Annotated in this window: 24 protein-coding genes; 6 read left to right on the forward strand and 18 right to left on the reverse strand. The window is 72.3% G+C overall.

The features are described from left to right. Window positions 1-96: 96 nt before the first annotated feature. Entirely contained in the window at window positions 97-1,323 is a 1,227-nt protein-coding gene (locus tag E4P41_RS01570) for a helix-turn-helix domain-containing protein (protein WP_135139128.1), read from the reverse strand. Continuing rightward, window positions 1,320-2,051, reverse strand: coding sequence for an NADPH-dependent F420 reductase (gene npdG, locus E4P41_RS01575; protein WP_245177043.1), 732 nt, complete (start codon window positions 2,049-2,051; stop codon window positions 1,320-1,322). Before npdG ends, E4P41_RS01570 begins: the two co-directional genes overlap by 4 nt. 212 nt (window positions 2,052-2,263) lie before the next feature. On the opposite strand from npdG, the gene E4P41_RS01580 reads away from it, so the two are divergent. Then, on the forward strand, window positions 2,264-2,638 hold the full coding sequence (locus tag E4P41_RS01580) for a nuclear transport factor 2 family protein (RefSeq protein ID WP_135139129.1): 375 nt from the start codon (window positions 2,264-2,266) through the stop codon (window positions 2,636-2,638). A gap of 7 nt (window positions 2,639-2,645) precedes the next feature. Here the strand turns inward: E4P41_RS01580 and E4P41_RS01585 are convergent, their stop codons facing one another. The 3 genes from E4P41_RS01585 to E4P41_RS01595 are packed head-to-tail and all read right to left on the reverse strand — an operon-like array spanning window position 2,646 to window position 6,104. Continuing rightward, the gene (locus E4P41_RS01585) at window positions 2,646-3,917 is read right to left on the reverse strand and encodes an MFS transporter (protein ID WP_167760878.1); all 1,272 of its coding nucleotides are present in this window, start codon (window positions 3,915-3,917) and stop codon (window positions 2,646-2,648) included. Between the two features lie 43 nt (window positions 3,918-3,960). Further along, window positions 3,961-4,689: a sulfite exporter TauE/SafE family protein gene (locus E4P41_RS01590; RefSeq protein ID WP_167760879.1), complete on the reverse strand. Its 729-nt coding sequence runs from the start codon at window positions 4,687-4,689 to the stop codon at window positions 3,961-3,963. Further along, complete coding sequence (locus tag E4P41_RS01595; RefSeq protein ID WP_209307472.1) at window positions 4,686-6,104, reverse strand: amidase; 1,419 nt, start codon at window positions 6,102-6,104, stop codon at window positions 4,686-4,688. The genes E4P41_RS01590 and E4P41_RS01595 overlap by 4 nt, the downstream gene beginning before the upstream one ends. 209 nt (window positions 6,105-6,313) lie before the next feature. On the opposite strand from E4P41_RS01595, the gene E4P41_RS01600 reads away from it, so the two are divergent. The 3 genes from E4P41_RS01600 (at window position 6,314) to E4P41_RS01610 (ending at window position 7,997) form a co-directional block, all read left to right on the forward strand. Next, window positions 6,314-6,673: a DUF202 domain-containing protein gene (locus tag E4P41_RS01600; protein ID WP_135139133.1), complete on the forward strand. Its 360-nt coding sequence runs from the start codon at window positions 6,314-6,316 to the stop codon at window positions 6,671-6,673. Next, complete coding sequence (locus tag E4P41_RS01605; RefSeq protein ID WP_135139134.1) at window positions 6,670-6,990, forward strand: DUF202 domain-containing protein; 321 nt, start codon at window positions 6,670-6,672, stop codon at window positions 6,988-6,990. The genes E4P41_RS01600 and E4P41_RS01605 overlap by 4 nt, the downstream gene beginning before the upstream one ends. A gap of 155 nt (window positions 6,991-7,145) precedes the next feature. Further along, window positions 7,146-7,997: a formylglycine-generating enzyme family protein gene (locus tag E4P41_RS01610; protein WP_135139135.1), complete on the forward strand. Its 852-nt coding sequence runs from the start codon at window positions 7,146-7,148 to the stop codon at window positions 7,995-7,997. 66 nt (window positions 7,998-8,063) lie between these two features. Here the strand turns inward: E4P41_RS01610 and E4P41_RS01615 are convergent, their stop codons facing one another. Together E4P41_RS01615 and E4P41_RS01620 are read right to left on the reverse strand one after the other, a co-directional pair. Continuing rightward, window positions 8,064-10,229 (reverse strand): arylsulfatase, encoded by a 2,166-nt coding sequence (locus E4P41_RS01615; RefSeq protein ID WP_135139136.1) that lies wholly within the window; start codon window positions 10,227-10,229, stop codon window positions 8,064-8,066. Continuing rightward, a complete protein-coding gene (locus tag E4P41_RS01620; protein WP_135139137.1) occupies window positions 10,226-11,530 on the reverse strand; it encodes an MBL fold metallo-hydrolase in 1,305 nt (434 codons plus the stop codon). The genes E4P41_RS01615 and E4P41_RS01620 overlap by 4 nt, the downstream gene beginning before the upstream one ends. A gap of 139 nt (window positions 11,531-11,669) precedes the next feature. Between E4P41_RS01620 and E4P41_RS01625 the strand changes: the two genes are divergently transcribed. Continuing rightward, window positions 11,670-12,338 (forward strand): helix-turn-helix domain-containing protein, encoded by a 669-nt coding sequence (locus E4P41_RS01625; RefSeq protein ID WP_135139138.1) that lies wholly within the window; start codon window positions 11,670-11,672, stop codon window positions 12,336-12,338. Between the two features lie 110 nt (window positions 12,339-12,448). On the opposite strand, the gene E4P41_RS01630 is transcribed toward E4P41_RS01625, so the two are convergent. From E4P41_RS01630 to E4P41_RS01650, 5 genes are all read right to left on the reverse strand, one after another. Further along, entirely contained in the window at window positions 12,449-14,056 is a 1,608-nt protein-coding gene (locus tag E4P41_RS01630) for an ABC transporter substrate-binding protein (protein WP_209307473.1), read from the reverse strand. Window positions 14,057-14,292: 236 nt separating this feature from the next. Further along, the gene (locus E4P41_RS01635; RefSeq protein WP_135139140.1) at window positions 14,293-15,294 is read right to left on the reverse strand and encodes an oligopeptide/dipeptide ABC transporter ATP-binding protein; all 1,002 of its coding nucleotides are present in this window, start codon (window positions 15,292-15,294) and stop codon (window positions 14,293-14,295) included. Then, window positions 15,294-16,343: an ABC transporter ATP-binding protein gene (locus E4P41_RS01640; protein WP_209307474.1), complete on the reverse strand. Its 1,050-nt coding sequence runs from the start codon at window positions 16,341-16,343 to the stop codon at window positions 15,294-15,296. The genes E4P41_RS01635 and E4P41_RS01640 overlap by 1 nt, the downstream gene beginning before the upstream one ends. Before the next feature lie 8 nt (window positions 16,344-16,351). Further along, window positions 16,352-17,449, reverse strand: coding sequence for an ABC transporter permease (locus E4P41_RS01645; protein WP_135139141.1), 1,098 nt, complete (start codon window positions 17,447-17,449; stop codon window positions 16,352-16,354). Further along, entirely contained in the window at window positions 17,442-18,395 is a 954-nt protein-coding gene (locus E4P41_RS01650; protein WP_135139142.1) for an ABC transporter permease, read from the reverse strand. Before E4P41_RS01650 ends, E4P41_RS01645 begins: the two co-directional genes overlap by 8 nt. Before the next feature lie 336 nt (window positions 18,396-18,731). Between E4P41_RS01650 and E4P41_RS01655 the strand changes: the two genes are divergently transcribed. Continuing rightward, entirely contained in the window at window positions 18,732-19,499 is a 768-nt protein-coding gene (locus tag E4P41_RS01655; protein ID WP_135139143.1) for an SDR family oxidoreductase, read from the forward strand. A 39-nt stretch (window positions 19,500-19,538) separates the two neighbouring features. Here the strand turns inward: E4P41_RS01655 and E4P41_RS01660 are convergent, their stop codons facing one another. The 6 genes from E4P41_RS01660 to E4P41_RS01685 are packed head-to-tail and all read right to left on the reverse strand — an operon-like array spanning window position 19,539 to window position 25,185. Beyond that, window positions 19,539-20,348, reverse strand: coding sequence for a MaoC/PaaZ C-terminal domain-containing protein (locus tag E4P41_RS01660; protein ID WP_135139144.1), 810 nt, complete (start codon window positions 20,346-20,348; stop codon window positions 19,539-19,541). After that, a complete protein-coding gene (locus E4P41_RS01665; protein ID WP_135139145.1) occupies window positions 20,345-21,520 on the reverse strand; it encodes a lipid-transfer protein in 1,176 nt (391 codons plus the stop codon). Before E4P41_RS01665 ends, E4P41_RS01660 begins: the two co-directional genes overlap by 4 nt. Continuing rightward, complete coding sequence (locus E4P41_RS01670) at window positions 21,517-21,942, reverse strand: MaoC family dehydratase (RefSeq protein WP_245177044.1); 426 nt, start codon at window positions 21,940-21,942, stop codon at window positions 21,517-21,519. Before E4P41_RS01670 ends, E4P41_RS01665 begins: the two co-directional genes overlap by 4 nt. Then, the gene (locus tag E4P41_RS01675; protein ID WP_135139146.1) at window positions 21,939-23,045 is read right to left on the reverse strand and encodes an acyl-CoA dehydrogenase family protein; all 1,107 of its coding nucleotides are present in this window, start codon (window positions 23,043-23,045) and stop codon (window positions 21,939-21,941) included. The genes E4P41_RS01670 and E4P41_RS01675 overlap by 4 nt, the downstream gene beginning before the upstream one ends. Continuing rightward, a complete protein-coding gene (locus E4P41_RS01680) occupies window positions 23,045-24,022 on the reverse strand; it encodes a MaoC family dehydratase N-terminal domain-containing protein (protein WP_135139147.1) in 978 nt (325 codons plus the stop codon). The genes E4P41_RS01675 and E4P41_RS01680 overlap by 1 nt, the downstream gene beginning before the upstream one ends. After that, a complete protein-coding gene (locus tag E4P41_RS01685; protein ID WP_135139148.1) occupies window positions 24,019-25,185 on the reverse strand; it encodes an acyl-CoA dehydrogenase family protein in 1,167 nt (388 codons plus the stop codon). Before E4P41_RS01685 ends, E4P41_RS01680 begins: the two co-directional genes overlap by 4 nt. Window positions 25,186-25,237: the final 52 nt, after the last annotated feature.

The raw sequence follows: 25,237 nt of genomic DNA on the forward strand, positions 1-25,237 counted from the left end.
CAGCGGACCCCTCGCAAGAGGCGGTGAGAAGACCGCTGATGCTTCCGCGCGTTCAGCACCCGATCAGGCAGCCGCGCCGCAACCGTGCAAGATCATCTACTTGATCGCGGAAACTGCGAAAGCCGAGTTGAACTGTTCGCTGCTGGATTTCAGCCGGTCTTGACGCACAGCGCTGCCGAGGCCCGCCCCCGACACCAAGCGGGTCAGGGCGCCCCGCGGTAAGCCATGGACCATCTCCAGCCGGTGGCAGAAGGAAACCGACGGCACGGCAACCCCCGTCTCCCAGCCTCGAACGACGCGGCCAGACGTGCCGAGGCGCCGTCCGAGTGCCGCCGCCGACCAGCCGGTGGACTGACGCAGTGCGGTCAGGACACCGGGAAGACCCGTGGGCGTCCACGTGCCCGGATGCGTCAGGGCCGGCAGCTCGAGGTCGGCGGCGTTCAGGATCGTGCGCAGCGGCCGGCGCAGGCAGCGAGCCATCGGACGGACCATCGCCATGGGCAGCGGTCGGGTGCCGGCCTCCCAGTGCGCCACCGACCGCACGCTCGCCTCGAGGTGGTGCGCCAACTCTCGCTGGGTGAGGCCTGCGGCACGGCGCAGTTGGCTGAGCGACCGCTTCCCAGTGCCAATCTGTGGCGGACGGGCCGAGATGGCGACGAGGGTCTTCTCGTCGAGGCCCAGGACGCCGGCGACGGTCCCCAGCCGGTTATGCGGCACGCGAACCCGGCCGTGCTCCCAGGCGTTGGCCGCGGTAGCGCCGATGCCGACGGCCGTCCGGAAGGCGCGCTGGGTCAGACCGCGCTGACGACGCAGCTGCCCGAGACCCGGCAGGAGTACGCCGTCCGAACGGCGTGGTCGAGAGTCGGCCAACATGCCGGCGAGCTCATCCGGGTCCAAACCGAGCGCCCTGCCCAACCGGACCCGCGCATCGGGCGACGGTGCACGAAGGCCGTCCTCCCAACGGGACAGCGTCGCTGGGACGACGCCCACCTTGCGAGCCAGCTGCGTCATCGTGAGCCCGGCCGCCAGCCGAGCGCGACACAGCGGAGCGGCGTTCGGTCCGCCGGAGGTGCACGCGGTGCGGATCCGGTCAGGCCCAGCCAGGGCCCGGAGAACATCCGTGTCGGTGCCCAGCGCCTGGGCCACCAGCCGGAGCTGAAGGGGCTGGGGGCGGACCGCCTCCAGTTCCCAGCTCCGCAGCGTAGTGTTCGCTACGCCCAGCCGTCGAGCCGCCGCCAGCCGGCTCAGCCCCTCCTTGTGGCGCCAGGACTGCAGAGCCTGCGCCAGTCCCCCGTCGTTCAGTGTCTGCGCGGGGTGGCTCATACGTCGGTGATCCGGAGACCCGCGTGCGCCTTGTAGCGGCGGTTGACCGACACGAGATTGATGGTCAGCGCCTCGACCTGGCGAGCATTGCGCAGCCGGCCGGCATAGATGCCACGCATGCCGGGCAGTCGGCCCGCCAGGGCTTGTACCACGTCCATCGACGCCCGGTCGTCACCGACGACCATGACATCGCCGTCGAGGGTGTGACGGGACAGGTCCTCCAGCAGCACCGCGGAGAGGTGGTGGAACGCGCCGACGACGTGGCTGTCGGGCAGCAGCGCCGCCGCCTGCTGGGCGACGCTGCCCTCCTCGACGTCCAGGACGTACGCGCCGAGCTCGTCGAAGCCCATCGGGACGACGCAGTCGACGACGATCTTCCCCGCCAGCGGCGTGGCGAGCTCGGCCAGGGTAGCCGCGTGCCCGGCGTACGGAACGGCAACGATCACCAGGTCCGAGGCGCCGGCGACGTCGATGTTCGACCCGCCCCGCACCGACACCTCGATCCCGCTCGCGGCCGTCGCTGCCCGTTCGGCGACCTCGGCAGCCACTTCGGACGCGCGGTCGGCGTCCCGGCTGCCCAGCAGCATCCGCTGGCCGGCCGCAGCCAGCCGGACCGCCAGACCGCGGCCCTGCGGACCGGTTCCTCCCAGCACCCCGACGGTGAGCCGGGCGACGTGCTCCGGCAGCACCGTCGTGTCGCGAGTCGGAGTCGGCCGCGCGATGGTCAAGGGAAGCTCCTCCGGGTCGAAGTGGTGGGCGATGCATCGGAACAGGCCGCTTCGTATAGGACCGCACCGGATGACGCGCGTGAGAACCCGTCCCGGTCAGCGGCGAGCCGTCCTCGCCAGGCCCGACAGCGCTCGACGTCGGAGACTGGTGCCCGGCAGCCGGAGGATCACTCTGGCGCGACCGGTGGGGGCGGCCCCTAGGATCGCCAGCCGTGGACGAAGAGGCTGTGGCTGCGACGGTCACGCGGTACTGGGATGAGCTGTGGACCCGTCGCGACCTGGACGTGATCGACGAACTCTTCGCCGAGGAGTACGTCCGCCACTCCTCCGCGGGAACCAAGGTCTTCCGGCGCGACGAGCTCAAGAAGGAAGTCCGAGCGGCCTGGCGGCTGCTGCACGACGCCGCCACCACGGTCGACGACCAGGTGGTGGACGGTGACCGTGTCTGGACCCGTGCCACCACCGCTGGGGTCAACCTCGACACGGGTGCGCCGTCGCTGCTGACCTGGCTCGTAGTGCACCGGCTCGAGAACGGGCGGCTGGTGGAGTCCTGGAACGCCACCCTGCCCGGGGTCGACTGGCGCTGACCCGTCGTCACCCGAGGTCGAGCAGCCGCGACGCGGCCCTGGTCCGCCTGCTGACGACGGCGAAGACGAGGACGATCCCTACGACCACCACCCCCATCCCGGCGAGGGTCCACCGTGGCCCGATCGCATCAGCCAGGACCCCCAGCGGGAGTGCCGCGACGCCGAAAGCACCGAAGCTGAGCATGACCAGGCCCTGGACGCGGCCGTGGAACTCGATATCGGACAGCGCGAGCAGCAGTGCCTGACTCGTCGTCTGGAACGCCAGCAGGGCTCCGCCCACGACGAGGAGCGCGACAACCGCGAGGATGAACGTGGGCGCCGCCGCCATGGCGGCCAGCGCCAGCCCGAACAGCGCGCCTGCGCCGATGAGGACGCGGCGCTGATTGCCACGGTGGGACCGGCGTCCAAGTGCCAGGCCGGTGATCACCGCGCCCACCGCGGAACTGGCCGACAGCAGGCCGTAGCCAGCTGGGCCGAGATCGAAGAGGTCGCTGGCCACCGCCGGGAGAAAGGCCAGGTACGGCAGCCCGGCCATCGTGACCCCCACACCGCACCACACCAGGGCGGAGAGGTCTCGTCGCCCACCCACGTAGGACACACCGTCCACCAGCTCCCCCCACGGCGACCGGTCCGACGAGGCGCTCTGCCGGTGGCCGGGGGGAAGAGCAATGTTGATCACCATCCCCAGGCCCAGCAGGACGGCGCTGATCAGGAATACCGCCTCGGTGCCGAACGTGAGACTGCCGATGACCACGCCGGCCAGTGCCGGACCGACCACCCGGCTGACCTCGGAGTTGACCAGGATCAGCGATACGGCGCCGGACACCGCGTTCCGCGGCACCAGTTCGGCGAGCAGAGCCATGCGTGCGGGGCTGAACAGCGCGAACCCGACAGCCTGCACGATGCCGGCCACGATCAGCATCCAGTAGGCGACGACGCCGGTGGCCGTCGCGATGCCGATCCACGCGCTGGACAGCACCAGCAGCAGGGTGGCGACCTGCATCACCAGCCGTTTGGGCAGCCGGTCGGCCGCCACCCCGCCCCACGGGGTCGCCACGAGCATCGCGACGCCGAAGGAGAGCAGGACACCGCCCAGCGCGGCGTTGCTGCCGGTGAGCTCGAACGCCAGCCAGGTGCGGGCGATGTTCTGCGCCATCACCCCCAGGAAGACCACAGCAGCACTGATCCACAGCACCAGGAACGGACGGATGCGCAGGATGTCGAGCGCGCCCGGAGCCGCACCACTGACCCCGTGCCCGGCCCGCGACGGCCCGGCCACGTCGGACGATCGCCTGCCCCGGCGAGGCCGCACGCGGAACATCTCAGATCGCCGCCGTGGCGAGGGACACGGCGGCGCTCGCCGTGACCGTCGTCAGGACCAGGATCCGGAACCCCGCCGGGGGGAGCAGGCCGAACAGCCGGTCGCCCAGCCACCAGCCGGCCGGCACCCCGACGGCAGCCGCAGCCACGACTGTCGCCACGGCCGGATCGAGGTACCCGAGGACGGCGAAGGCGGCCACGGCTGCGACGTCCTGGCCGAAGAAGACCACCTGCAACGTCGCGCGGAAGGGACGCGGCGGGAGCGCGCGTGCCTGCATCATCAGGACGACGGGAGGGCCGTTCATCCCGGTGGAGGTGAGCAGCGCCCCGCTGAGCAGACCGGCGCCCCACTGCGGCCCCGGACCGGCCGGTACGCGCACTCCCGACCAGAGCAGGCCAGCGGCCAGCAGCACAGCCACCGCGATCAGGATCGTGAGGGACCGCTCGTCCAGGCGCGCCAGAGCCACGAGTCCCAGCGGCATGCCGATCAGTCCCGCGACGATGAACCGGACCGCCGTCGGCCGCTGGACGTGCCCGCGCTCCCGGTAGCCGATGAGACCGGTAAGCACCAGGCCCACCGCGGTGGTCGCCACGACCGCCGTGATCGAGTCGGTGACCAGTACCAGGAGCGGTACCGCCACCAGCGCGAAACCGAACCCGGTGACCGCCTGCGCGGTCGCAGCCAGCAGGAAGACCGCGGCCGCCGCCGCGGCGAGGGCCGCGAGCGTCACTCCTGCGGGTAGCCGGGCGCGTTCCTGGGCCAGGGAGCGGCCTGCTCCAACTGGGCCGCGAGCTGCAGGAGCCGCCCCTCCTGCCCCAGGTCGGCCGCGAACTGGACGCCGACGGGAAGACCCGCCGTGTCCGTTCCGAACGGCACCGACATCGCAGGCTGCCCGGTGACGTTGAAGAGGCTGGTGAAGATCGAGTAGGTGGTCGCGTGCTCGTAGATGCTCTCCGGCCGGGTGGTGTCCAGCAGGCCCAGCGGCGGCACGGGCTGCGCGAGCGTGGGCAGGAGGATCACGTCGCACTCGGCGAACAGGCGGCCCACCTGCCAGCCGACCTCCTGCGCAGCCCGCAACGCCTCGGCGGTCTGTGCCCCGGTGATCGTCCTCCCGTGCTGGAGGAGACCGTGGGTGAACGGCTCGAGGTCGTCGTCCCTCAGATCCCGGCCCAGGTCACGCAGCCGCCGCTCCACGGCGGCCACCAACTCGACGGCCATGATCGTGCCGGAGGCCGCCATGACCTGGGCGGGATCATGGCTCAAGGCCACCTCGGCGACGTCGTGCCCGAGCTCCGCACAGAGCTCCGCAGCCCGCTGGACGGCGGCGGCGCAGTCCGGATGAACCGGGACGCCACCCAGAGCCGCGGTCAACCAGCCGATCCGCAGCCGGGGAGCCTGGACGTCGAGGTGCTCGGCGAACGACCGGGAAGGAGTCGGGGCGCCGTACGCATCGCCCGGCACGTGGCCGGCGACGATGTCGAGCAGGAGCGCGCTGTCACGCACGGTCGTCGTGAGCGCATGGTGGACCGACACCGGCGCGGAGAGCGCGCTGGGGTAGGGCCACAACGGCACGCGGCCGCGGCTGGGCTTGAGGCCGAACAGCCCGCACATGGCGGCCGGGATCCGGATCGACCCGCCGCCGTCGTTGCCGTGCGCGACCGGCACCAGGCCGGCCGACACCGCGGTCGCCGAGCCTCCGCTGGAACCTCCTGGCGAGCGGTCCAGTGCCCACGGGTTGCGCGTCGGGCCGTGCAGCACCGGCTCGGTGCTCGCGTTCTTGCCCAGCTCCGGGCTGTTGGTGGTGCCCAGCACGACCATGCCCGCGGCGCGATAGCGCGCCACCACCGTGCTGTCCTGGGCCGCGACGCCCTCGGCGAACAGGCGACTGCCCTTGGTGCTGGGCAGCCCTGCGACATCGGCTCCCAGGTCCTTGATGACGATCGGAACGCCCTGCAGCGGACCGTCCGGCAGGCCGCGGTCGATCTCGGCGAGGGCCTCCTCGAAGCGGGTGTGCACCATCGCGTTGAGGCCGGGATCGTGCTTTTCGATGCGGCGGATCGACTCCTCCACCACCTCGCGGGCGGAGACGTCCCCGTTCCTGATCCGCGTCGCAGTGTCCACTGCATCCCATGGCTGTTCGGCCACCAAGCCACCTCTTCTGCGCTCGTCCGTCCGCTAGGGCGGAGCGTAGGAGGACCGGCGGCGCGTGCGATCGCTTTCCCGATGGCCGGGACGGCGCGCGACAAGTCGAACTCCCGGTCCGTGGGACCGCCCGGGCCGCGGGCCGGCGCTGCTGACACGCTTCTCGCCGTGCAGCTACGGCGTCGCACCCGGCGCGACGGGGTGGGGAAACTATGAGCGGGGATCCACGCTGGCCCGGCTGGGTGTACGGAACCGGTGCGGAGCCGGACCCCCGGGTCAGCTTCGCCAACGAACGGACCCTGCTGGCCTGGCTGCGGACGTCACTGGCGCTGATCGCCGGCGGCGTGGCGCTCGACGCACTCGATCTGCCCATGTCCGACGCACTCCAGCGGCCGCTGGCCCTTCTGCTGGTCCTGCTCGCTCTGCTGTGCGCGGTGGCGTCCTGGTTCCGCTGGGCGCGGGCGGAGCGAGCCATGCGGCGCGGCACCCCCCTGCCCTCCTCCCCGATGAGTGCCGTGCTCGTCGCCGGCGTCGTGGTCTGCGGCGCCCTCCTGCTCGTGGCCACTCGATGACGAGCGCCCTACCGGATCCGGGGCGGGCGAACGAACGGACGGCGCTGGCCTGGCAGCGGACGGCCCTGGCGCTGATCGCGGCCTCCGCGCTGCTGACCCGGTTCACGGCCGACTCGCTGGGTCTGGCGTCCCTGGCCAGTGTGGGTGCCGCGATGCCGCTGGCGGCATGGGTCTTCCTGGAGAGCCGGGCGCGCTACGCGCACGATGCCGGCACCCGCCGCCGGTCCCGCTCGCGCGACGGCCGGGCACCGCTGGCGCTCACCCTCGCCACCGCCGTGATCGCCCTGACCGAGGCGGCGGCGGTGTCGCTCCGGTGACCATGGACGACGGAGCACCGGGCATGCCCCGTCGAGGCCCGGCCGCAGCCGACGCGGGCAGCCCGTGCTGCGGCGGCGGTCCACGCCCTGCGCCGCCTCACGGGCCTGGGACCGTCGCCTCGAAGCCCTTCCGGCCTGCCGCCGACGAGCGGCGGATGAAGGGCCAGCTCCGGCTGCCCGGCGGGCGCTTCGCGATGGGGGACGCCTTCGATGAGGGCTACCCCGCTGACGGGGAGGCGCCGGTGCACCCGGTCGAGCTGTCGCCGTTCCTCGTGGACGCGACCACGGTGACCAACGCGTCGTTCGCCGCGTTCGTCCGGTCCACCGGGCACGTCACCGATGCCGAGCGCTTCGGGTCATCGGCCGTCTTCCACCTCACGCTGAAGGCCGAACCGCGCGACGTGCTCAGTCGCGTCGCCGGGGCGCCGTGGTGGCTCGCCGTACGGGGAGCCGACTGGCGGCACCCGTCCGGGCCGCTCTCCCACGTCGACCGGATGCCCAACCACCCGGTCGTCCACGTCTCCCACGAGGACGCGCAGGCCTACTGCCGGTGGGCCGGCAAACGGCTGCCCACCGAGGCGGAATGGGAGTACGCCGCCCGCGGCGGCGCCGAGGGACGCCGCTACGTCTGGGGCGACGAGCTGCTGCCCCGCGGCCGCTGGCTGTGCAATATCTGGCAGGGCACGTTCCCGACGCACAACACCGCCGAGGACGGGCACGTCGCGACCGCGCCGGTGAAGAGCTACCGGCCCAACGGCTTCGGGCTCTGGAACATGGCCGGCAACGTCTGGGAGTGGTGCGCGGACTGGTTCTCGCTCGACTACTACCGGGTGTCCCCGGAGCAGGATCCCCGTGGCCCGACCACCGGGAGCGCGCGTGTCCTGCGGGGCGGCTCGTTCCTGTGCCACGACTCCTACTGCAACCGCTATCGCGTCGCAGCACGGTCCAGCAACACCCCGGACTCCTCGGCCTCGAACATCGGCTTCCGCTGCGCGAACGACGCCTGAGCCTGCCGTCCCCGGCCCACGAACGCGGGCCGGGGACGGCAGGCCGGCCGGGAGGGCCGCTGCCGGTCAGCGCAGTTCGATGACCACCCGGTGCAGCCGCCCGCCGGTGAAGGCGTTCGGCGACCGGTACGGACCCACCGCCGAACCCGTGCTCAGACCGATGTCGAACGTCTCGTCGATCGAGAACACCGCCGGCGGGGTCACCGCGATCCGGCCCTCCGCCACCTTGACGCCGTCGAGCAGCAGCACGACGTCAGCACCCCGCCCCAGGCCACCCCCGTCGTAGCCGAACACGACCTCGAGGGAGTGCTCCCCCGGAGCGACGGGAGCATCCCCGCGCAGCGCCAGGCGTGCGACGTCGAATGTGCACAGGTCGAAGGCCGGCCGGCCACCGTCGAGGTGCAGCGCCAGGCCCGCTGCCCGTCCCCCCATGGATGCGATCACTCCGCGCATGGGCTCACTGCCGTCGCGACGGAGGTCGGCCCGCATCGTCCACGAGCGCCCGAGCAGCCGCGGGGCGTTGGACTCCGGTATGCCGACGGTGCCGGGATGGAAGGTGAACGACGTCCGTCCGGCGCTCAGGTTGGGTAACCGCGACCGCGCCGTCCGCACCCGGGCGTCCCGCAGCGGCAGGATACCGACCCGCTCGGCCTCCCGGTGGAAGATGTCCTGCAGTTCGCGGAGCTTCTCCGGCTCGGCGGCGGCCAGGTCGCGGGCCTGGCTGAAGTCCGCGTCAAGGTCGTAGAGCTCCCAGCGGTCCTCGTCGAAGGGCCGGTCCTCCCCCGCCCGGCCGACGCCCCACGGCAGTCCCCCGTGGTAGGCCGAGGCCAGCCAGCCGTCGGAGTAGATCGACCGGTGCCCGAAGACCTCGAAGTACTGCGTGCGGTGACGTTCCGGAGCCGCCGCGTCGTCCCAGGAGTACGCCAGACTGGTGCCGTCCATGGGCGTCTGGGCAACGCCCCGCACATGGGACGGCAACGGCACGCCGGCGACCTCGAGGATGGTGGGCGCGATGTCGTTGACGTGAGCGAACTGGCTGCGCAGGCCACCTACGTCGCTGATCCGCGCCGGCCAGGTCAGCACCATCGGGTTGCGGGTGCCGCCCAGGTGGGTGGCGACCTGCTTGACCCACTGGAACGGCGCCGTCATCGCCCAGGCCCAGCCGGCCGGGTACTGCGCGTAGCTGTCGGGTCCGCCGATCTCGTCCAGGCGCTGCACCAGGCCGGCGGCCGGCTCCGGGATGCCCTGCAGGGCACCCATGTAGTTGACACTTCCGGGTGGACCGCCCTCGGCGCTGCTGCCGTTGTCGCCGACGACGTAGACGAAGAGCGTGTTGTCGAACTGGCCGCTCTCCTTCAGCGCCTCGACCATCCGGCCGATCTGCACGTCGGTGTGCTCGAGGAAGCCGGCGTAGACCTCCATCAATCGCTCGGCCACCGCCCGCTCGTCCTTGCCGAGGGAGTCCCAGGCCTGCAGTGCATCCGGGCGCGGGGTGAGCGCGGCGTCCTCGGGGAGAACGCCGAGTCGCTTCTGCCGGGCGAGCGTCTCCTCGCGCATGGCGTCCCAGCCGCCGCTGAACCGGCCGCGGTACTTCGCGCTCCACTCCCCCGGCACCTGGAGCGGGGCATGGGTGGCGCCGGGTGCGAAGTAGAGGAAGAACGGCCGCTCCGGGGTCAGCGAGTGCTGCATCTGCAACCAGGCGATGGCCTGCTCGGCCAGGTCCTCGGTGAGGTGGTAGTTCTCGCGGTCCGGGGCCGCGATCGGCGTCGTCCCCTCGTAGAGCGTCGGCGCGTACTGGTCGGTCTCGCCGCCGAGGAAGCCGTAGAACTTCTCGAAACCCTGACCGGTGGGCCAGCGGTCGAACGGCCCGGCCTGCGATGCCTCCCACGGCGGTCCCAGGTGCCACTTCCCGAAGGCCGACGTGCTGTAGCCGGCGTCCTTGAGGACGGTGGCCACGGTCGCGGTCTCCGGCCGCAGGATTCCCTCGTAGCCCGGGTTGGTGTTGGCACTGTTGAGGACGGTGCCGACCCCGGTGGCGTGCGCGTCCCGACCGGTGAGCAGCGCCGCGCGGGTGGGTGAGCAGATAGCGGTGGTGTGGAAGCGGTTGTACCGGAGCCCCTCCCCCGCCAGCGTGTCGAGCACCGGAGTCTCGACCGGCCCGCCGAAGGCGGCCGGTGCGCCGAAGCCGACGTCGTCGATCAGGACGACGACGACGTTGGGCCGCCCGGTCATGCCGGCCGCGCTGCGCTGCGGTTGCGGGCCGCCTCGACCCAGGACCGGCTCACCCGGAGGTTGACCTGCGCCATGAGGCCGGACTCCCCCGCAGCGCGGCGTTCCAGGACCTGCTCGTAGCAGTCCTGCGCACGGGGGTCGTCCCGATCGGCCAGGAACGCCCACTCGGCGACGTGGCAGGCCAGCCGCAGGTCCTCGTCCACGAGGCTCAGCGCGCCGTCGACCAGCGCCCCGACTCCGCCGGCCAGGCGCGCGATCTCGGCGGCCTGCTGCGGCCGTGGAGCCGGCAGGAGCGAGGACGGGTAGCCGTCCCACCAGCCCGCGTACCGGCGGATCACGTTGCGGCAGATGAACTCGGGCTGGTCGTAGACAGCGGGCAGCCGCGGGTGGGAGGACAGCTCCTCCGGGATGGTCAGGGTCTCGACGATTTCGTCGGCCAGCAGCCCGGCGTTCAGGCCCCGGAGGGCGTGGTCGACGATGTGCCGCAGGTAGCGAGCCAGCGTGCTGAGCTCGTCGACGATCGCCTCCTCGCCGGTCACCAGCTCCCCGTGGCCCGGGATGATGGCCGAGGGCCGCAGGGCCGCCATCTCGTCGGCGGCGTCGGCCCACTCCTCGGCGAAGCGTTGGACCTTCTTGGGGTTGCCGGCGTTGGGCAGATATCCGGTGACCAGGTCGCCGGCGGCCAACACCCCGCGCTCGGGCGCCCACACCCAGGTCGCGTCGTCGGTCTCGCCCTTGCCGTGCCGCAGGAGGAACCGTTCCCCACCCAGGACCAGCTCCAGCGAGTCGCGGAAGGTCTCGGTCGGCCAGATGAAGTCCTCGCGCTCGCTGGCCCACCGCTTGCCGTCGGGACCCGGCAGCTGGCCGTTGATCCGGGCGTTGAGCCCAGCGGTCTTGATGTAGCGCTCGAAGTGCGGCACCACGTTCTCGTGAGCGAGCACGCGCGGCTGCTCGCCGTCCTCGACGAAGGCCCACAGCCCGAAGGCGTGGTCGCTGTGCCCGTGGGTGTAGACGACGGTGTGCAGCGGCTTGTCGCTGACCGAGCGCACCGCCTCGAGCAGCGCCGGCCCGTCCCCCGCGCAGCCGGCGTCGACCAGCAGGAGCCCTTCGTCGGTCTCGAACAGCGCCACGTTGACCATGCCCGGCTGGATGTACCAGGTGCGCGGAGCGGCCTCGATCACGACCGGCTCGTAGCCGGAGCCGTGGGCGCGGGAGAAAATCCGCCGCCCCTGCTCCGGGTTGAAGAGGCCGAACGCGGCGCGCGCCGACGCTCTCTGGTTCTCCGGGAACGTGACGGCCACAGCATTCTCCTCCGTGTGAGACAAGCGCCTTAATCCGAGCTTAAGACACGTGACTCAAGCGGTCAAGCGTCGGGCACGGGTGATCGGCCCGTGCGGCGCGCTCACAGGTGCACCGGCGGGCTCGGGTTAGCCTGGCGCCGTGACCGCAGACCCGCTGACCGGCGCGGGTACGGGCGCGACGACCCGCGCCCGCATGATCGACGTCGCGGAGCGGCTGTTCGCCGAGTCCGGGATCGAGGCCGTCTCGCTCCGCATGGTCGGGGCGTCCGCCGACCAGCGCAACAACTCTGTGGCCCAGTACCACTTCGGCTCCAAGGAGGGGCTGATCGCGGCGATCATCGCCGCGCGTTCGCCGCGGATCGACGCGCGGCGACAGGAGCTGGCCGCCGAACTCCAGAGCAGCGGGCGCCCGTTCACGCCGTCATCCCTGCTCCACCTCCTGGTGCAGCCGCTGGCGGAGACCATCGAGAACACCGGTGAGCGGACGTACTACCTGCGCTTCCTGGCCGGCGTGATGGACCATCCGACCTTCGTGCGCAACGCGGGGTCCACCGACAGCGCTCAGCCGGGGCTGCGCTGGATGCACCGGGAACTGCGTACCCTGCTGCCCGATCTGCCGGCGGCCACGTTCCGCCGGCGCAGCGAGTGGGCCTCCCTCATCGCCTTCCGCATCCTGGCCGAGCACGAGCGGCAGCTGGCCGCCGGCACCGAGCAGGCCGCGCCCACCGGTGTGGTGGTGCCGGAGCTCGTCACCACGCTCGTGGCGCTCATGACGGCGGACCAGGGCCGCGGCGCCGGCCTGCCGTGACACGGGACGGGCCGGCGGCGAGCTGATGCTCGCCGCCGGCCCGTGCCGAATGCCGCGCTCAGCCGGACCGGCCCTCAGTGAGCCGGCCCCGGTGAGCTGGGGAACTCGGCTCAGCACTCACCGATCCAGGCGTCCCCGAACATCAGCATGCCCTCGTTGATCGGCTCGATGCCGTGCACGTCCTCCTGCCACGGCACGAACGGGACCGAGGGCGCGAACGACACCGACGGGACCGTCTCCTGCCAGAGCGCCTCGATCTCGGCGATGATCTCCTGGCGGTCCTCACCGGAGGTGGCCTGCAGCTCGAGGATCAGGGCGTCCATCTCCGGGTTGGCGTAGCCCATGACGTTGGTCGCCGAGTTGCTGTGCAGGCTGCTGTAGAGCCGCTGGAAGGGATCCTCCTCGGTGACCGACAGCGCGGACTGCGCCATGTCGAAGTCGCGCTGCACGAAGATCCGCTGGATGCGGTCGGCGATGGTGCGCAGCAGCTCCGTCTCCGCCGTGATACCGACGTTCTCCAGCATGGCCTGGATCGCCAGCGCCTGGGCGCGACCGGCAGGGTCGTCACCGCCGAGGTAGGTGATCGTGCCGTCCCAGCCGTCGGCCTTGGCCTCCTCGACCAGCTGCCGGGCGCGCTCCGGGTCGAACGGCCGTGTCTCGACGTCCTCGGCGTGCCAGCGGGAGATCTCCGGGAACAGCGCCTTGCTGCCGATGTCGATGCCCTCCCAGACCCGCTGGTTGAGCACCTCCGTGTCGATCGCCAGCGCGATCGCCTCGCGCACCCGCGGATCGGCCGCGGGCCGCCCCTCGGCGTTGTTCAGCAACGCGATGTTGCCCAGGCTCTGCACCGTCAGGTAGCCCGGGAAGCCCGCTTCCCGCGCCTCCTCCACCTGGGTGATCCCACGGAGCACCGTCGCGTCGACGCCGCCGGACTGGAGCGTCTCCAGCGCGGCGACCTCGTTGTTGAGCCACACGAAGCGGAGCTCGTCGAGGTACGGCTCGTCGCCCCAGTAGTCCTCGCGCGCGCTGAGCACCAGCTCTTCCTGCGGCGAGTAGGAGTCGAGGGTGAACGGCCCGGCACCGATCGGCTGGAACTCGCCCTGGGTGGCGGCCGGCGCGACGATCATGCCGATGCCCTGGCCGAGCATCGCCGGGAAGGAGGCCCACGGCTTGTTGAGCTCGAAGACGACCGTGTTGTCGCCCTCGGCCCGCACGCCGCTGAGATTGGGCGCGACGATCGCGGCGTCGAACCCGCCGTTGCTCAGGTACCAGTTCACGCTGTTGACGACGGCCTCGGCGTTCAGCGGGGTGCCGTCGCTGAACGTCACGCCGTCACGCAGGGTGACGGTCCACTCGGTGAAGTCCTCGTTGGGCTGGACGTCCTCGGCCAGCCACGGCTCGAACTCCCCGGTCTCCGGGTCGTAGCGCACCAGCACGTCGTAGATCGCCGCCAGGGCGGTCCCGCCGGAGTAGCCCGTCGCGATCGTCTGGGTCGGGTTGAGGCTGCGCGCCTCCGCGTAGTCGGCCAGGGTGAGCGTGCCCCCCTCGACCGGCTCACCGCAGTCGGTCTGGGCCCCGATGATGCCCATCGTGGGCTCGGCCGGCGGCTGGCTCACCGAATCGGACGGGGCTGCGTCGCTGTTGCTCCCGCATGCGGAGAGCACGAGCGCGCCGGCGCCGAGTGCAGCGACGCGCACGTGCAGGGATGTTCTGGTCACGTTGATCCTCCATAGAACCGTCACGCGCCACGGGCCGGATCGCCCCTGGGTGGCTGTAGTCGGGCCAGCGAAGCAATGGCGACGCCGGGACACCGGACCCATCTCGGTGAGTGGAATCACAGAGACGTCTCGGCCGGCCCGGAGGTCGAGCAGACGGACGGACAGCGAGACGGACGGGGGTGCCCCGGTCCATGACCGGGGCACCCCCGTCTCGACGACTTCCGCTGCGCGCCTTGTCAGGCCACCGCGGCACCGGGACCGGAGTTGTGGCAGGCCAGATAATGGCCGTCGCCGACCTCGCGCAGCTGCGGCTCGATCGTCGTGCACTCCTCGGTGGCCAGCGGGCAACGGGTGCGGAAACGGCAGCCGCTGGGCGGGTTCAGCGGCGAGGGCAGTTCACCGGTGAACCGCTGCGTGCCGGTGTCGGGGCTCCCCCCTGCCGGCGTCGCCTCTGGCACCGACTCCAGGAGCAGCCGCGTATAGGGATGCAGCGCGCGGTCCGCCAGTCTCCCGGCCGGCAGCACCTCGCAGACCTTGCCGAGGTACATGACCATGATGCGGTCGCTGATGTTCTTCACGACCGCCAGATCGTGGGCGATGAAGACCATGCTCAGCCCGTAGCGCTTCTTGGTCTCCTCGAGCAGGTTCAGGATCTGCGCCTGCACCGAGACATCGAGGCTGGAGACCGGCTCGTCACAGATCAGCACCCGGGGATCCAGCATCAGCGCCCGGGCGATGCAGATGCGCTGGCACTGCCCACCGGACAGTTCGTGCGGCCGGCGGTCCCAGACCGCGGCCGGCTCCAGGCCCACCGCGCTGAGCACGGACTCGATCTGCTCGCGGGTGACCTCCGTGCCCCAGATCCGTGGCCCTTCGGCCACGAGGTCCTTGACCTTCCGGCGCGGGTTCAGCGACGACACCGGATCCTGGAAGATCATCTGCATCCTGGCCCGGCGCTTGCGGACCGCCTGGTCGTTGAGCCCGGTCAGCTCGTCCTCGCCCAGCCGCACCGACCCCGACGTCGGTGGCGGCAGCTGCATCACGGCCCGCCCGGCGCTGGACTTGCCGCAGCCGGATTCCCCGAGGATGCCGAGGGTCTCCCCGTCGAGCACGTCGAAGCTGATGCCGGACACCGCATGGACGGTGTGACCACCGGCGGGGAACTCGACCACCAGCTCCTCGACGGAGAGGATCTGGTCGCCCTCCGGCCGCAGGTGCAGGGTTCCGCTGCCGGCCATCAGTGTCGTCCTCCGTTGACGGGGTGGTGACAGGCGAAGGAGTGCCCGGGCGTGGCGACACCGTCGACCGCGGCCGGGTCCAGCACCGGCAGCACCTGGGAGCAGTCGTCCTGGGCGTAGCGGCACCGCGGCGCGAACCGGCAACCGACCGGAGGCGCGATCATGTTCGGCGGTGCGCCGTCGATCGCCTCCAGCCGGACGTGCGGCGGCTGGTGCAGCCGCGGGATCGCGGCCAACAGGGCCTCGGTGTAGGGATGGTGCGGCGCCTCGAACAGCGTCGCGGCATCGGCCATCTCGATCACCCGGCCGGCGTACATGACCGCCACGCGGTCGGCTCGTCCGGCGACGACCCCGAGGTTGTGGCTGATCAGCACCATCGCCATCCCCAGCTCGCCCTGCAGCCGGGCCAGCAGGTCGAGGATCTGCTTCTGCACGGTGACGTCGAGCGCGGTGGTCGGCTCGTCGGCGATGAGCAGCGCCGGCTCGTTGGCCAGCGCCATCGCGATCACCACGCGCTGCCGCATGCCCCCGGACAGCTCGTGCGGGTACTGGTCGAGCCGGCGACGCGGTTCCGGGATGCCCACCAGGTTCAGCAGCTCCTCGGCGCGGGCCCTGGCCTGGGACCGGTTCATGCCCCGGTGCCGGCGCAGGCTCTCGGTGAGGTGCACACCGGCCTTCTTCACCGGATTCAGAGCGGTCATCGGATCCTGGAAGACCATGCCGACGTCCGCGCCCCACAGGCTGCGCAGCTCCTTGGCGCTCAGTGCGTGCACGTCCTTGCCGGCGATCGTCACCCGGCCGGTCACCGTGGTCACCGGGCCGTCGGTGTACAGACCCATGATGGTGCGGCCGAGCACGGACTTGCCCGAGCCGGACTCCCCGACGATGCCCAGCGTCTCGCCCCGGCCGAGGCTGAAGGAGATCCCGTCGACCGCCTGCAGGTCACCACGGGGGGTGTGGATGCGGGTCCGCAGATCCTCCACGACCAGGACCGGGGATCCCGGCTCGGTGGCTGATCGCTTGCCGAGCAGAGCGGAACTCGAGCTCACGGCACTCCCTAGAGCTTCGCCTGGCGCGGGTCGAAGCGCTTGCGCGCCTTCTCCCCCAGCAGGTTCAACGAGAAGACGGTCAGGAAGAGCACGACGCCGGGAACCAGCACGATGTGCGGATGCTCTTCGAAGGTGTTGCCCTCGCCCTCGGCGATCATGTTTCCCCAGGACGGGTTCGGCGGCTGGATGCCGAGGCCGAGGAAGCTCAGCGATGCCTCGGCGACGATCAGGACCGAGATCATCACCATGCCGTAGGAGGCCAGCGGCAACAGCACGTTCGGCAGCAGCTCGCGGACCATGAGCCGCATGCGGCTGGCGCCCATCGCCCGGGCCGCCAGCACGAACTCCCGCTGCACGAAGGTCAGGGTGCTGGCCCGCGCCATGCGGATCACGCTCGGTAGCGCGAGGAGCGACAGCGCCAGCGCGATGTTGCCCAGGCTCGGTTCCAGCACGGTGGCCAGCGCGATCAGCAGGACCAGCGGAGGCACCGCGAGCAGCGAGTTGGTGAAGATCCCGATCACCACGTCGGTGGTCTTCCGGAAGAACCCGGAGACGATGCCCAGCGCCGCGCCGACCACCGTGCCGATCAGCACGGCACCCAGCGACACCACCAGCGAGGCGCGCGCACCGTGGATCACCCGGGAGAGCAGGTCGAGACCGAAGTTGTTGGTCCCGAGCGGATACGGGGAGAGGAGGTCGGGTGCCGCGAGGATCGGTGCGTCGAGGGAGCCCGCGATGTCCTGGTGCTCGCCCAGTGGCAGGACCGGCGCGAGCAGCGCGGCGAACAGCAGCAGCACCAGCCAGGTGGTGCACAGCCACGCGGCCAGGTCGAAGCCTGCGCCGAAGCGGCGCCGCAGGAGCTGCCCGCCGCCCACGTAGGCGAGAACGAGGCCGGCGACCACGACAGCGAGCTGCAGCCAGCCGTTGCCGTCGCGCAGCGCCGCCACACCGACCCCGGAGACCACGACCCCGAGCAGCGTGAGCGCCACACTTCCCCAGGGAACCGACCGGGCGGGTCGTCGTGTGCGCTCGGGCGCGGAGGAGACGGCTGCGTCCAGCGCCTGCCCGGCAGCGGGAGGGGTGGGCAGCTCGGTGATCTCAGACATGGGCCCGCCTGATCCGTGGGTCGAGAACGCCGTAGGAGAGGTCGATCAGCAGGTTGGTCAGCACGTAGATCGTGGCGATCACCAGGACCGCGCCCTGCACCATGACGAAGTCACCCGTGTCGGCGGCACCGATGACCAGTGATCCCAGCCCGGGGAGCGCGAACAGGTACTCGACGATCACGGTGCTGCCGATCAACCGGCCGAGGCTGAGCCCGATCAGGGTCACCATGGAGAACGACGAGGGGCGCAGCGCGTCGCTGAACAGCACGTGCCGGGCCGACATGCCCTTGGCCTTCGCGGCGAGGATGAAATCCTCCTGCAGCGTGGTGATCAGATCGTTGCGCAGGATCCGCGTGAACAACGCCGCCTCGGCCAACGCGATGGTGAGCGCCGGCAGGAAGGCGTGATAGAGGTTGCCCGCCAGGCTCTCGGTGATCCGCACCCACTGGGCTCGCGGGAACCAGTCCAGCGCGTTGGCGAAGACCATGATGACCAGCAGGCCCGCGAGGAAGCTGGGCACCGACAGCACGCCGAAGGTGCCCCCGCTGATCACCCGGTCCACCCGCCCGCCGGCGTGGTACGCCGACCACATGGCGAGGGGGATGGAGATCAGCAGCGCCATGCCCATGCCCATCACGGCGAGCTGCACGCTCACCGGTAGGGCCGCCGCGATCCGGTCGAGGACGTCCACCTGCGGCGGCACGACCGACTGCCCCAGGTCGCCGGTGAGCGCCGAGCCGAGCCAGTCGAGGTAGCGCGACAGCGTCGAGTCGTCGAGCCCCAGCTCTTCGCGCAGCGCCGCGTACTCGGCCGGGGCGCGGCCCGGCCCCAGGATCGACACCGCCGGATCGTTCGGCAGCAGCGACACGAGCAGAAACGTGCCGAAGCTGACGATCAGCAGCACCGCCGCGAGCTCGCCGGCCCGCTTCATCAGGGTGCGACCCATCGTGCGCCCTCCCTCCACCTCATGACGCTCGACCCCCCGGGTGGGGCCCGCCACCACGTCCCGGCGCGGCCCACCTCGAGCTTGCCGTGCCGCGTTCGGGTGGCAAGCGAACCAAGCCATATGCGGGCGCACGTGACCCATCCCACTCATCGGTACGAAGGCGTCGTGGCGCGCCGCGGGTCAGCAGCGAACGGGCGGACGGCAGCCGCCCCGGGGACGCAGCCGGGGCCCGCGTTGTCCTCGCGCGCGTCTCGGTCACCGAGAGCGGCCGGATCGGCGCGTCCAGCTGTTCCTAGGCTGCGGCCGGACACCGACGACAGGACGGACATGCCCGCGATGAGTGCACCGCTGGACTTCTCCGGCCGGACGGTTCTGGTCACCGGCGGCACGAAGGGCATCGGCGCCGAGATCGCCCGCGCCTTCCTGGCCGCCGGCGCCGAGGTGGTGGTCTGTGGTCGGTCCGAGCCGGGGGCGCTACCGTCGGCCTGCGGGCGCACCGCCGCCTTCGTCCCCACCGATGTCCGGGATCCTGCGCAGGCCGCCGCGCTCGTGCGAGCGGCGGTCGACCGGTTCGGCCGCCTGGACGTGCTGGTCAACAACGCCGGCGGCTCACCGGACGCCGACTCCGCCACCGTCTCCCCGCGGTTCGTGGAGAAAGTCGTGGCGCTGAACCTGCTCGCGCCCTTCTACGTCGCCCAGGCCGCGAACGCGGTCATGCAGCAGCAGGAGTCCGGTGGCGCCGTCATCAACATCGGCAGCGTCTCCGCCCACGATCCCCAGCCCGGAACCGCCGCCTACTCCGCGGCCAAGGCCGGCCTGCTGGTGCTCAGCCGCGCCCTGGCGCTGGAGTGGGCGCCGAAGGTGCGGGTCAACCACATCACCACGGGCCTGATCCGCACCGAGGCCGCGGCGTCGGTGTACGGCGAGGACGGCGGCGCCGCGGTGGCCGAGGTGATCCCGATGAAGCGCATGGCCGTCCCCGACGACATCGCCCGCACCTGCCTGTACCTGGCCGGAGACCTGTCGTCCTACGTCACCGGGGCCGACATCGCCGTCCACGGCGGCGGCGAGCTGCCCGCGCGGTACCTGGCCACCCGCCGCTGACCGGGGGTCCCGGTGCCTCGGCACCAGGACCCCCGATGATCAGCCGAAGCGCAGCCGGCCGCCGGAGAGGGCGGGCCGGCCGTCCGCGGTCACCTCGAACGCGGTGGCCACCCCGTCGGTCCACGCGGAGACGGCGAGCCGGTCGCCGGGGAAGACCGGCGCGCTGAACCGGCCGTCGAGCTCGGTGAGGTCGGCCGGGTGGGCGCCCGTCTCGCGGGCGAGCTGCAGCGTCGTGGCGGCCAGGGTGCACAGCCCGTGCAGGAACGGCCGCGGCTGGCCGGCGGCGCGCGCCGCCTCGGGGTCGACGTGCATGTGGTGCCGGTCGCCGAGCAGCCGGTAGAGCGCCGCCTGGTTGGGCGCGGTCGCCACCTCGGTGCTGAGCTCCGGCGCGGTGTCCGGGCGCTTCGGGCCGGCGGGCCCGCGCTCGCCGCCGAAGCCGCCGCAGCCGGGGGCGAACAGCGCCCAGGTGGCGACGAAGGCCTCGCTCTCCACGACGACGTCGAAGACCGCCGCCGATCCCTTGTCCCAGACGTCGCCGACCCGCGCCCGCAGCTCCAACGAGCCGGCCCGTGGCAGCGGCGTAACCACGCGCAGCCGCTGGGCACCGTGCACGGCGGTGCGGACGTCGAAGGCGCCCTGGCTGCCGAGGGCGTCGGGTGCCCACTGCGCCAGCGTCAGCGCGAACGTGGGCAGCACCCGCAGCCGCTCCTCGAACACCAGGTCCAGCTCGTCGGCGGTCGCCCCGACGGCGAGGGCGTAGAGGATCGCGTCACGCTCGTCCCAGGTGACCGTGCGGACGCCGAGCTCCTGCCCGGCCCACTCCCCCGCCGCCCGGGTGGCCGCCGTCACTGCGCCGCTCCCAGCACCAGGGCGCTGGTGGGCACGCCGGTGCCGGCGGTCACCACGACGTTGTCGACCCGTTTCGGCTGGTTGACCGAGGTGCCGCGCACGAGGCGCACGCCCTCCGCGATGCCGTTCATCCCGTGCAGGTAGGCCTCGCCCAGCTGCCCGCCGTGGGTGTTGGTGGGCAGGGCGCCGTCGAGGGCGAGGTTGCCCTCGGCGATGAAGTGCCTGGCCTCGCCGCGGCCGCAGAAGCCGAGCTCCTCCAGCTGCGGGAGCACCAGCGGGGTGAAGTGGTCGTAGAGCACGGCGGCGTCCATGTCACTCGGCCCCAGCCCGCTCTGCGCCCACAGCTGCCGGCCGACGACGCCCATCTCCGGCAGCCCGGAGATCGAGGGGCGGTAGTAGCTGGTCATCATGTGCTGGTCGGCTCCCGAGCCCTGGGCCGCGGCCCGCACCACCACCGGCGGGTGCGGGAGGTCCGCGGCCCGCTCGGCCGACACCAGAACGACCGCCTGCCCACCGTCGGTCTCCTGGCAGCAGTCGAGCAGGTGCAGCGGCTCGGCGATCCACCGCGAGGCCTGGTGCTCCGCCAGCGTGATCGGCCGGCCGTAGAACCAGGCGGCCGGGTTGGTGGCCGCGTGCGCCCGGTCGATCACGGCGACGCGGCCGAAGTCCTCGCTGGTGGCGCCGTACTCGTGCATGTAGCGGCGGGCGAACATCGCCACCCACTGGGCGGGGGTGTTCAGCCCGTACGGCGTCATCCACGAGTAGGCGGCGCGGTCGGCGCCGATGTCCATGGCCCGGTCGGCCTGCCCCAGGCCGTAGCGCTCGCCGGAGCGTTCGTTGAACGCCCGGTAGCAGACGACGACGTCGGCCACGCCGGTGGCGATGGCCATGGCGCCCTGCTGCACGGTGGCGCAGGCGGCGCCACCGCCGTACCCGATGCGGGAGAAGAAGCTGAGGTCCCCCATGCCGGTGTTGCGCGCGACGTGGATCTCGGAGTTCGTGTCGGCGGTGAAGGTGACCAGCCCGTCGACGTCGGCCGGGGTGAGCCCGGCGTCGGCGACCGCGGCCAGCACGGCCTCGCAGGCGAGCTGGAGCTCGCTGCGGCCGGACTCCTTGGAGAACTCGGTGGCCCCGATGCCGGCGACCGCGGCCGCCCCGGACAGCCCGCTCATGCCGCGCCTCCAGGCAGCCGGACGGTGACCGTGCCGGTGACGTGCACGCCCAGGGAGTTCTCGCCGCGGACGGCGACCTCCACCCGCCGGCCGTCCACGGCGCCCACCGAGCCGCGCAGCACCATGGTGTCGCCCGGGTAGTTCGGCGCACCCAGCCGGATGCGGATCGCCTCCACCACCGCCGCCGACCCGGCCCAGCCGCGCACGAACCGCTCGACCAGCCCGTTGGTGGTCAGGATGTTCATGAAGACGTCCTTCGAGCCGCGCTGCACGGCCAGCTCCGGGTCGTGGTGAACGTCCTGGTAGTCGCGGCTGGCGATCGCCGTGGCCACGATCAGGGTGCGGGTGAGCGGGATCGCCAGCTCCGGCAGCTCGTCGCCCACGGCCACCGATGCCGGCGCCGGGCGCAGCGCGGCGGTCACCGCGAGCTCCCGGCGAGCTCGGCACCGAGGCGGGCGAGCACGGCGCTCGAGCCCCCGAGGGTGGTCGACAGCTGCTTTCCCCACAGGAAGTGCCGGTGCACCGGGTAGTCGGTGTCCACGCCGATGCCGCCGTGCACGTGCTGCACCCGGTGGACGACGTCGAGGCCGCCCTGGCGGGCCCACCAGGCGGCGACCAGGGCCGCGGCCTCGGCACCCGGCGTCGCATCGCCGAGGTCGGCGACCGCTTGCCACAGCGTGACCCGCAGCGCGTCGACGTCGATGTAGCAGTCGGCCAGCTGGTGCTGCACCGCCTGGAACGTCCCCAGGGGGCGGCCGAACTGCTCGCGCTCGCTCACGTAGCGCGCCGCGTGCGCCATAGCCCCGTCGGTGACGCCGAGCTGCAGCGCCGCCAGCGCGACGGTGGCCTGGCGCAGCACGTCGTCGAGCACGCCGGTACCCGGAGTTCCCAGGGCCTGCGCGACGACGCCGTCCAGGTCGAGGTGCCCGGCGCGGTCGTGGGTGGTGGTCTCCGCCGTCGTCCAGGTGACGCCCTCGGCGCCCGGGTCGACGACGAACAGACCGGTGCCCTGCTCGGTGGTGGCGGCCACCAGGACCGCAGCGGCGCCCGCCGGGGTGGGCACGACGGCCTTGCCGCCGGTCAGCCGCCACGCGTCGCCGTCGGCCTTGGCCGCGCACTGCGGCGCGGCGGGGTCGGTCGCGCCGAACTCCTCCAGGGCCAGGGTCAGGCGAGCCGACCCGTCGACGACGCCGGGCAGTAGCGCGGCCCGCTGCTCGGCGGAACCGTGTGCAGCCACCGCGCGGGCGGCCACGGCGGTCGACCACAGCGGCACCGGCCCGACCACCCGGCCCTGCTCCTCGAGCAGCACGCACAGCGCCCCCAGGCCCAACCCCGCACCGCCGTCGGACTCGGGCAGCGCGATGCCGACCAGGCCGGCGGTGGCCAGCTCGGCCCACAGCGCGTCGTCGATCCGGCTCTCGCTGGTCTCCACCGCGCGCACCCGCTCGGTGGTCGCGCGGTCGGTGAGGATCTCGCGGGCCAGATCGCGGACGGCCGCGAGGTCCTCGTCGAGGGTGAAGTCCATCAGGTGCCCTTCCCCGCCACCGGCCGGAACACCGGCAGGGACAGCTCGGGGTCGGCGTCGAGCCAGTCGAGGACGACCGGGAGCCCGATCGCGACCTCCTCCGGCGCGATGCCGACCAGGTTGGTGATCAGGCGGGTGCCTTCGGTGAGCTCCACGACGGCGACCACCAGCGGGTAGTCGAACGCCGGGTGCTTCGGGTGGTGGTTGACCACGAAGCTGTGGACGGCGCCCCTGCCGGCGGCCTCCACGGTGTCCTGCTCGAGAGAGCCGCATGCGGCGCACACCGGGCCGGGCGGGTGCCGCAGGGTGCCGCAGGCGGCGCAGCGCTGGATCACCAGGCGGTGCTCGCGGGCGGCGTCGAACCAGAAGGCGTTGTCCCGGTTGATCGCCGGCCGCGGCCGCAGCGCCCGCGGCTCGGGCCCGCGCCCCGGGGGCCGGAAGCGCAGGAGGCGCCACCGCTGGGTGGCGACCACCTCGCCGGCGGCGTCCCGGTAGGTCTTCACCGTGGTGACGAACCGGCCGACGCCCAGCCCGGTGCGCTTCTCCGGGGAGATGGACTCGAGCACCTCGCTCACCGACACCTCGTCGCCGGGCACGAGTTCGCGGGCGAAGGTGAACTCCGAGTCGGTCGCGACGACGGAGGTGTAGCCGCCCTCGGCGAGCAGCTCGGCCAGGTCGTCGAACGGTGAGTGGCCGGCGGCCGGTGCGACGGAGGCGGCGTACCCGCGCATCACCCACGCCTGCGCCATCGACGCCGGCGCCACCGGGCCGGAGCGGCCGGTGGCCCGGGCGGCGTCGTCGTCGGTGTGCACCGGGTCGGTCTCGCCCATCGCCTCGACCCAGTGCCGGATCATCGGGACGTTGACCGGATCGGAGCCCCGGCGCTGCGGTACCAGTTCGACGCCGGTGAACGCCTGCAGCCGCGCCTCGTAGTCGTCGGCCCCGGCGGCACCGGCGCGCTCCTCGACGGCGGTCATGCGGTCCGCCGCGGGCGGGGCAGGCCGAGGCCTTGGGTGGCGACCATGTCGCGGAGGATCTCGTTCACACCGCCGCCGAAGGTGTTGACGATGCCCTGCCGGGACAGCTGCTCGACCTGCCCGGCGAGCGCCGCGCCGGGCGACTCCGGCCGGATCCGCCCGGCCGCACCGAGGATGCCCGTCAGGGTGCGCTGCACCTCGATGTGCGTCTCGGTGCCGTAGGCCTTCGCCGCGCCCGCGTCCGCTCCGGTGAGCGTCCCCCGGGCCACCGCGGCGGTCATCTTCCAGTTCATCAGCCGCATCGCCTCGAGCCGGGCCCAGGTGCGGGCGAAGTCGGCCTGCACCCAGGGCAGCTCGAGGGTGCCGTTGTCGCGGGCCCACTCCCGCACCTGCTCCCAGAGGGCGATCATCCGGCCGCCGAGGGCGGCGAGCCCGATCCGCTCGTGGTTGAGCTGGGTGGTGAGCAGGCCCCAGCCGCCGTTGACCTCCCCCACCACGTTGCCCGTCGGGACGCGGATGCCGCTGTAGTAGGTTGCGGTGACCATCAGCCCGCCGACGGTCTGGATGGGGCTCCAGGAGAAGTCCGGGTCGTCGGTCGGCACGATGAGGATCGAGATGCCCTTGTGCTTGGGCGCCTCCGGGTCGGTGCGGGCGGCCAGCCAGACGTGGTCGGCGGTGTTCGCGCCGCTGGTGAAGATCTTGCCGCCGTCGACGACGAACTCGTCGCCGTCCCGGACGGCGCGGGTGGTCAGCGACGCGAGGTCGGTACCGGCGCCGGGCTCGGTGTAGCCGATGGCGAAGACGATGTCGCCGGCCAGGATGCCGGGCAGGTACTTCTCCCGCTGCTCCTGCGAGCCATGGCTCATCAGCGTCGGGCCGACGGTGTTCACCGTGACGAACGGGAACGGCAGGCCGGCGCGCTGCACCTCGTCGAAGAAGACGTACTGCTCCTCGACGGAGCGGCCCTGCCCCCCGTACTCGACGGGCCAGCCGATGCCCAGCCAGCCGTCGTCGCCGAGGCGCTTGACGACCTCCCGGAACCGGGGGCCGCCGACGCCCTGCTCCCCCACCCGGCGGCGCTCGTCCTCAGGGAACAGGCCGGCGAAGTAGGCCCGGAGCTCGGCCCGCAGCTCCCGCTGTGCAGGGCTCTCCCGCAGGTCCATGGATGCCTCTCTCTAGCTCGGTCGCCCGGTCAGGGCAGGAAGCGGTGCCCGG

The sequence above is a fragment of the Geodermatophilus sp. DF01-2 genome, assembly GCF_004571065.1.
Taxonomy (GTDB): Bacteria; Actinomycetota; Actinomycetes; order Mycobacteriales; family Geodermatophilaceae; genus Geodermatophilus.

Coding starts and splice junctions, on each gene's coding strand:
- E4P41_RS01605 (WP_135139134.1), top strand. CDS start 6,670: ATGACGAGCGCCCTACCGGATCCGGGGCGGGCGAACGAACGGACGGCG.
- E4P41_RS01680 (WP_135139147.1), bottom strand. CDS start 24,022: ATGACCGCCGTCGAGGAGCGCGCCGGTGCCGCCGGGGCCGACGACTAC.
- E4P41_RS01635 (WP_135139140.1), bottom strand. CDS start 15,294: ATGGCCGGCAGCGGAACCCTGCACCTGCGGCCGGAGGGCGACCAGATC.
- E4P41_RS01665 (WP_135139145.1), bottom strand. CDS start 21,520: ATGAGCGGGCTGTCCGGGGCGGCCGCGGTCGCCGGCATCGGGGCCACC.
- E4P41_RS01685 (WP_135139148.1), bottom strand. CDS start 25,185: ATGGACCTGCGGGAGAGCCCTGCACAGCGGGAGCTGCGGGCCGAGCTC.
- E4P41_RS01650 (WP_135139142.1), bottom strand. CDS start 18,395: ATGGGTCGCACCCTGATGAAGCGGGCCGGCGAGCTCGCGGCGGTGCTG.
- E4P41_RS01570 (WP_135139128.1), bottom strand. CDS start 1,323: ATGAGCCACCCCGCGCAGACACTGAACGACGGGGGACTGGCGCAGGCT.
- E4P41_RS01615 (WP_135139136.1), bottom strand. CDS start 10,229: ATGACCGGGCGGCCCAACGTCGTCGTCGTCCTGATCGACGACGTCGGC.
- E4P41_RS01645 (WP_135139141.1), bottom strand. CDS start 17,449: ATGTCTGAGATCACCGAGCTGCCCACCCCTCCCGCTGCCGGGCAGGCG.
- E4P41_RS01655 (WP_135139143.1), top strand. CDS start 18,732: ATGAGTGCACCGCTGGACTTCTCCGGCCGGACGGTTCTGGTCACCGGC.
- E4P41_RS01600 (WP_135139133.1), top strand. CDS start 6,314: ATGAGCGGGGATCCACGCTGGCCCGGCTGGGTGTACGGAACCGGTGCG.
- E4P41_RS01675 (WP_135139146.1), bottom strand. CDS start 23,045: ATGGACTTCACCCTCGACGAGGACCTCGCGGCCGTCCGCGATCTGGCC.
- E4P41_RS01610 (WP_135139135.1), top strand. CDS start 7,146: ATGAAGGGCCAGCTCCGGCTGCCCGGCGGGCGCTTCGCGATGGGGGAC.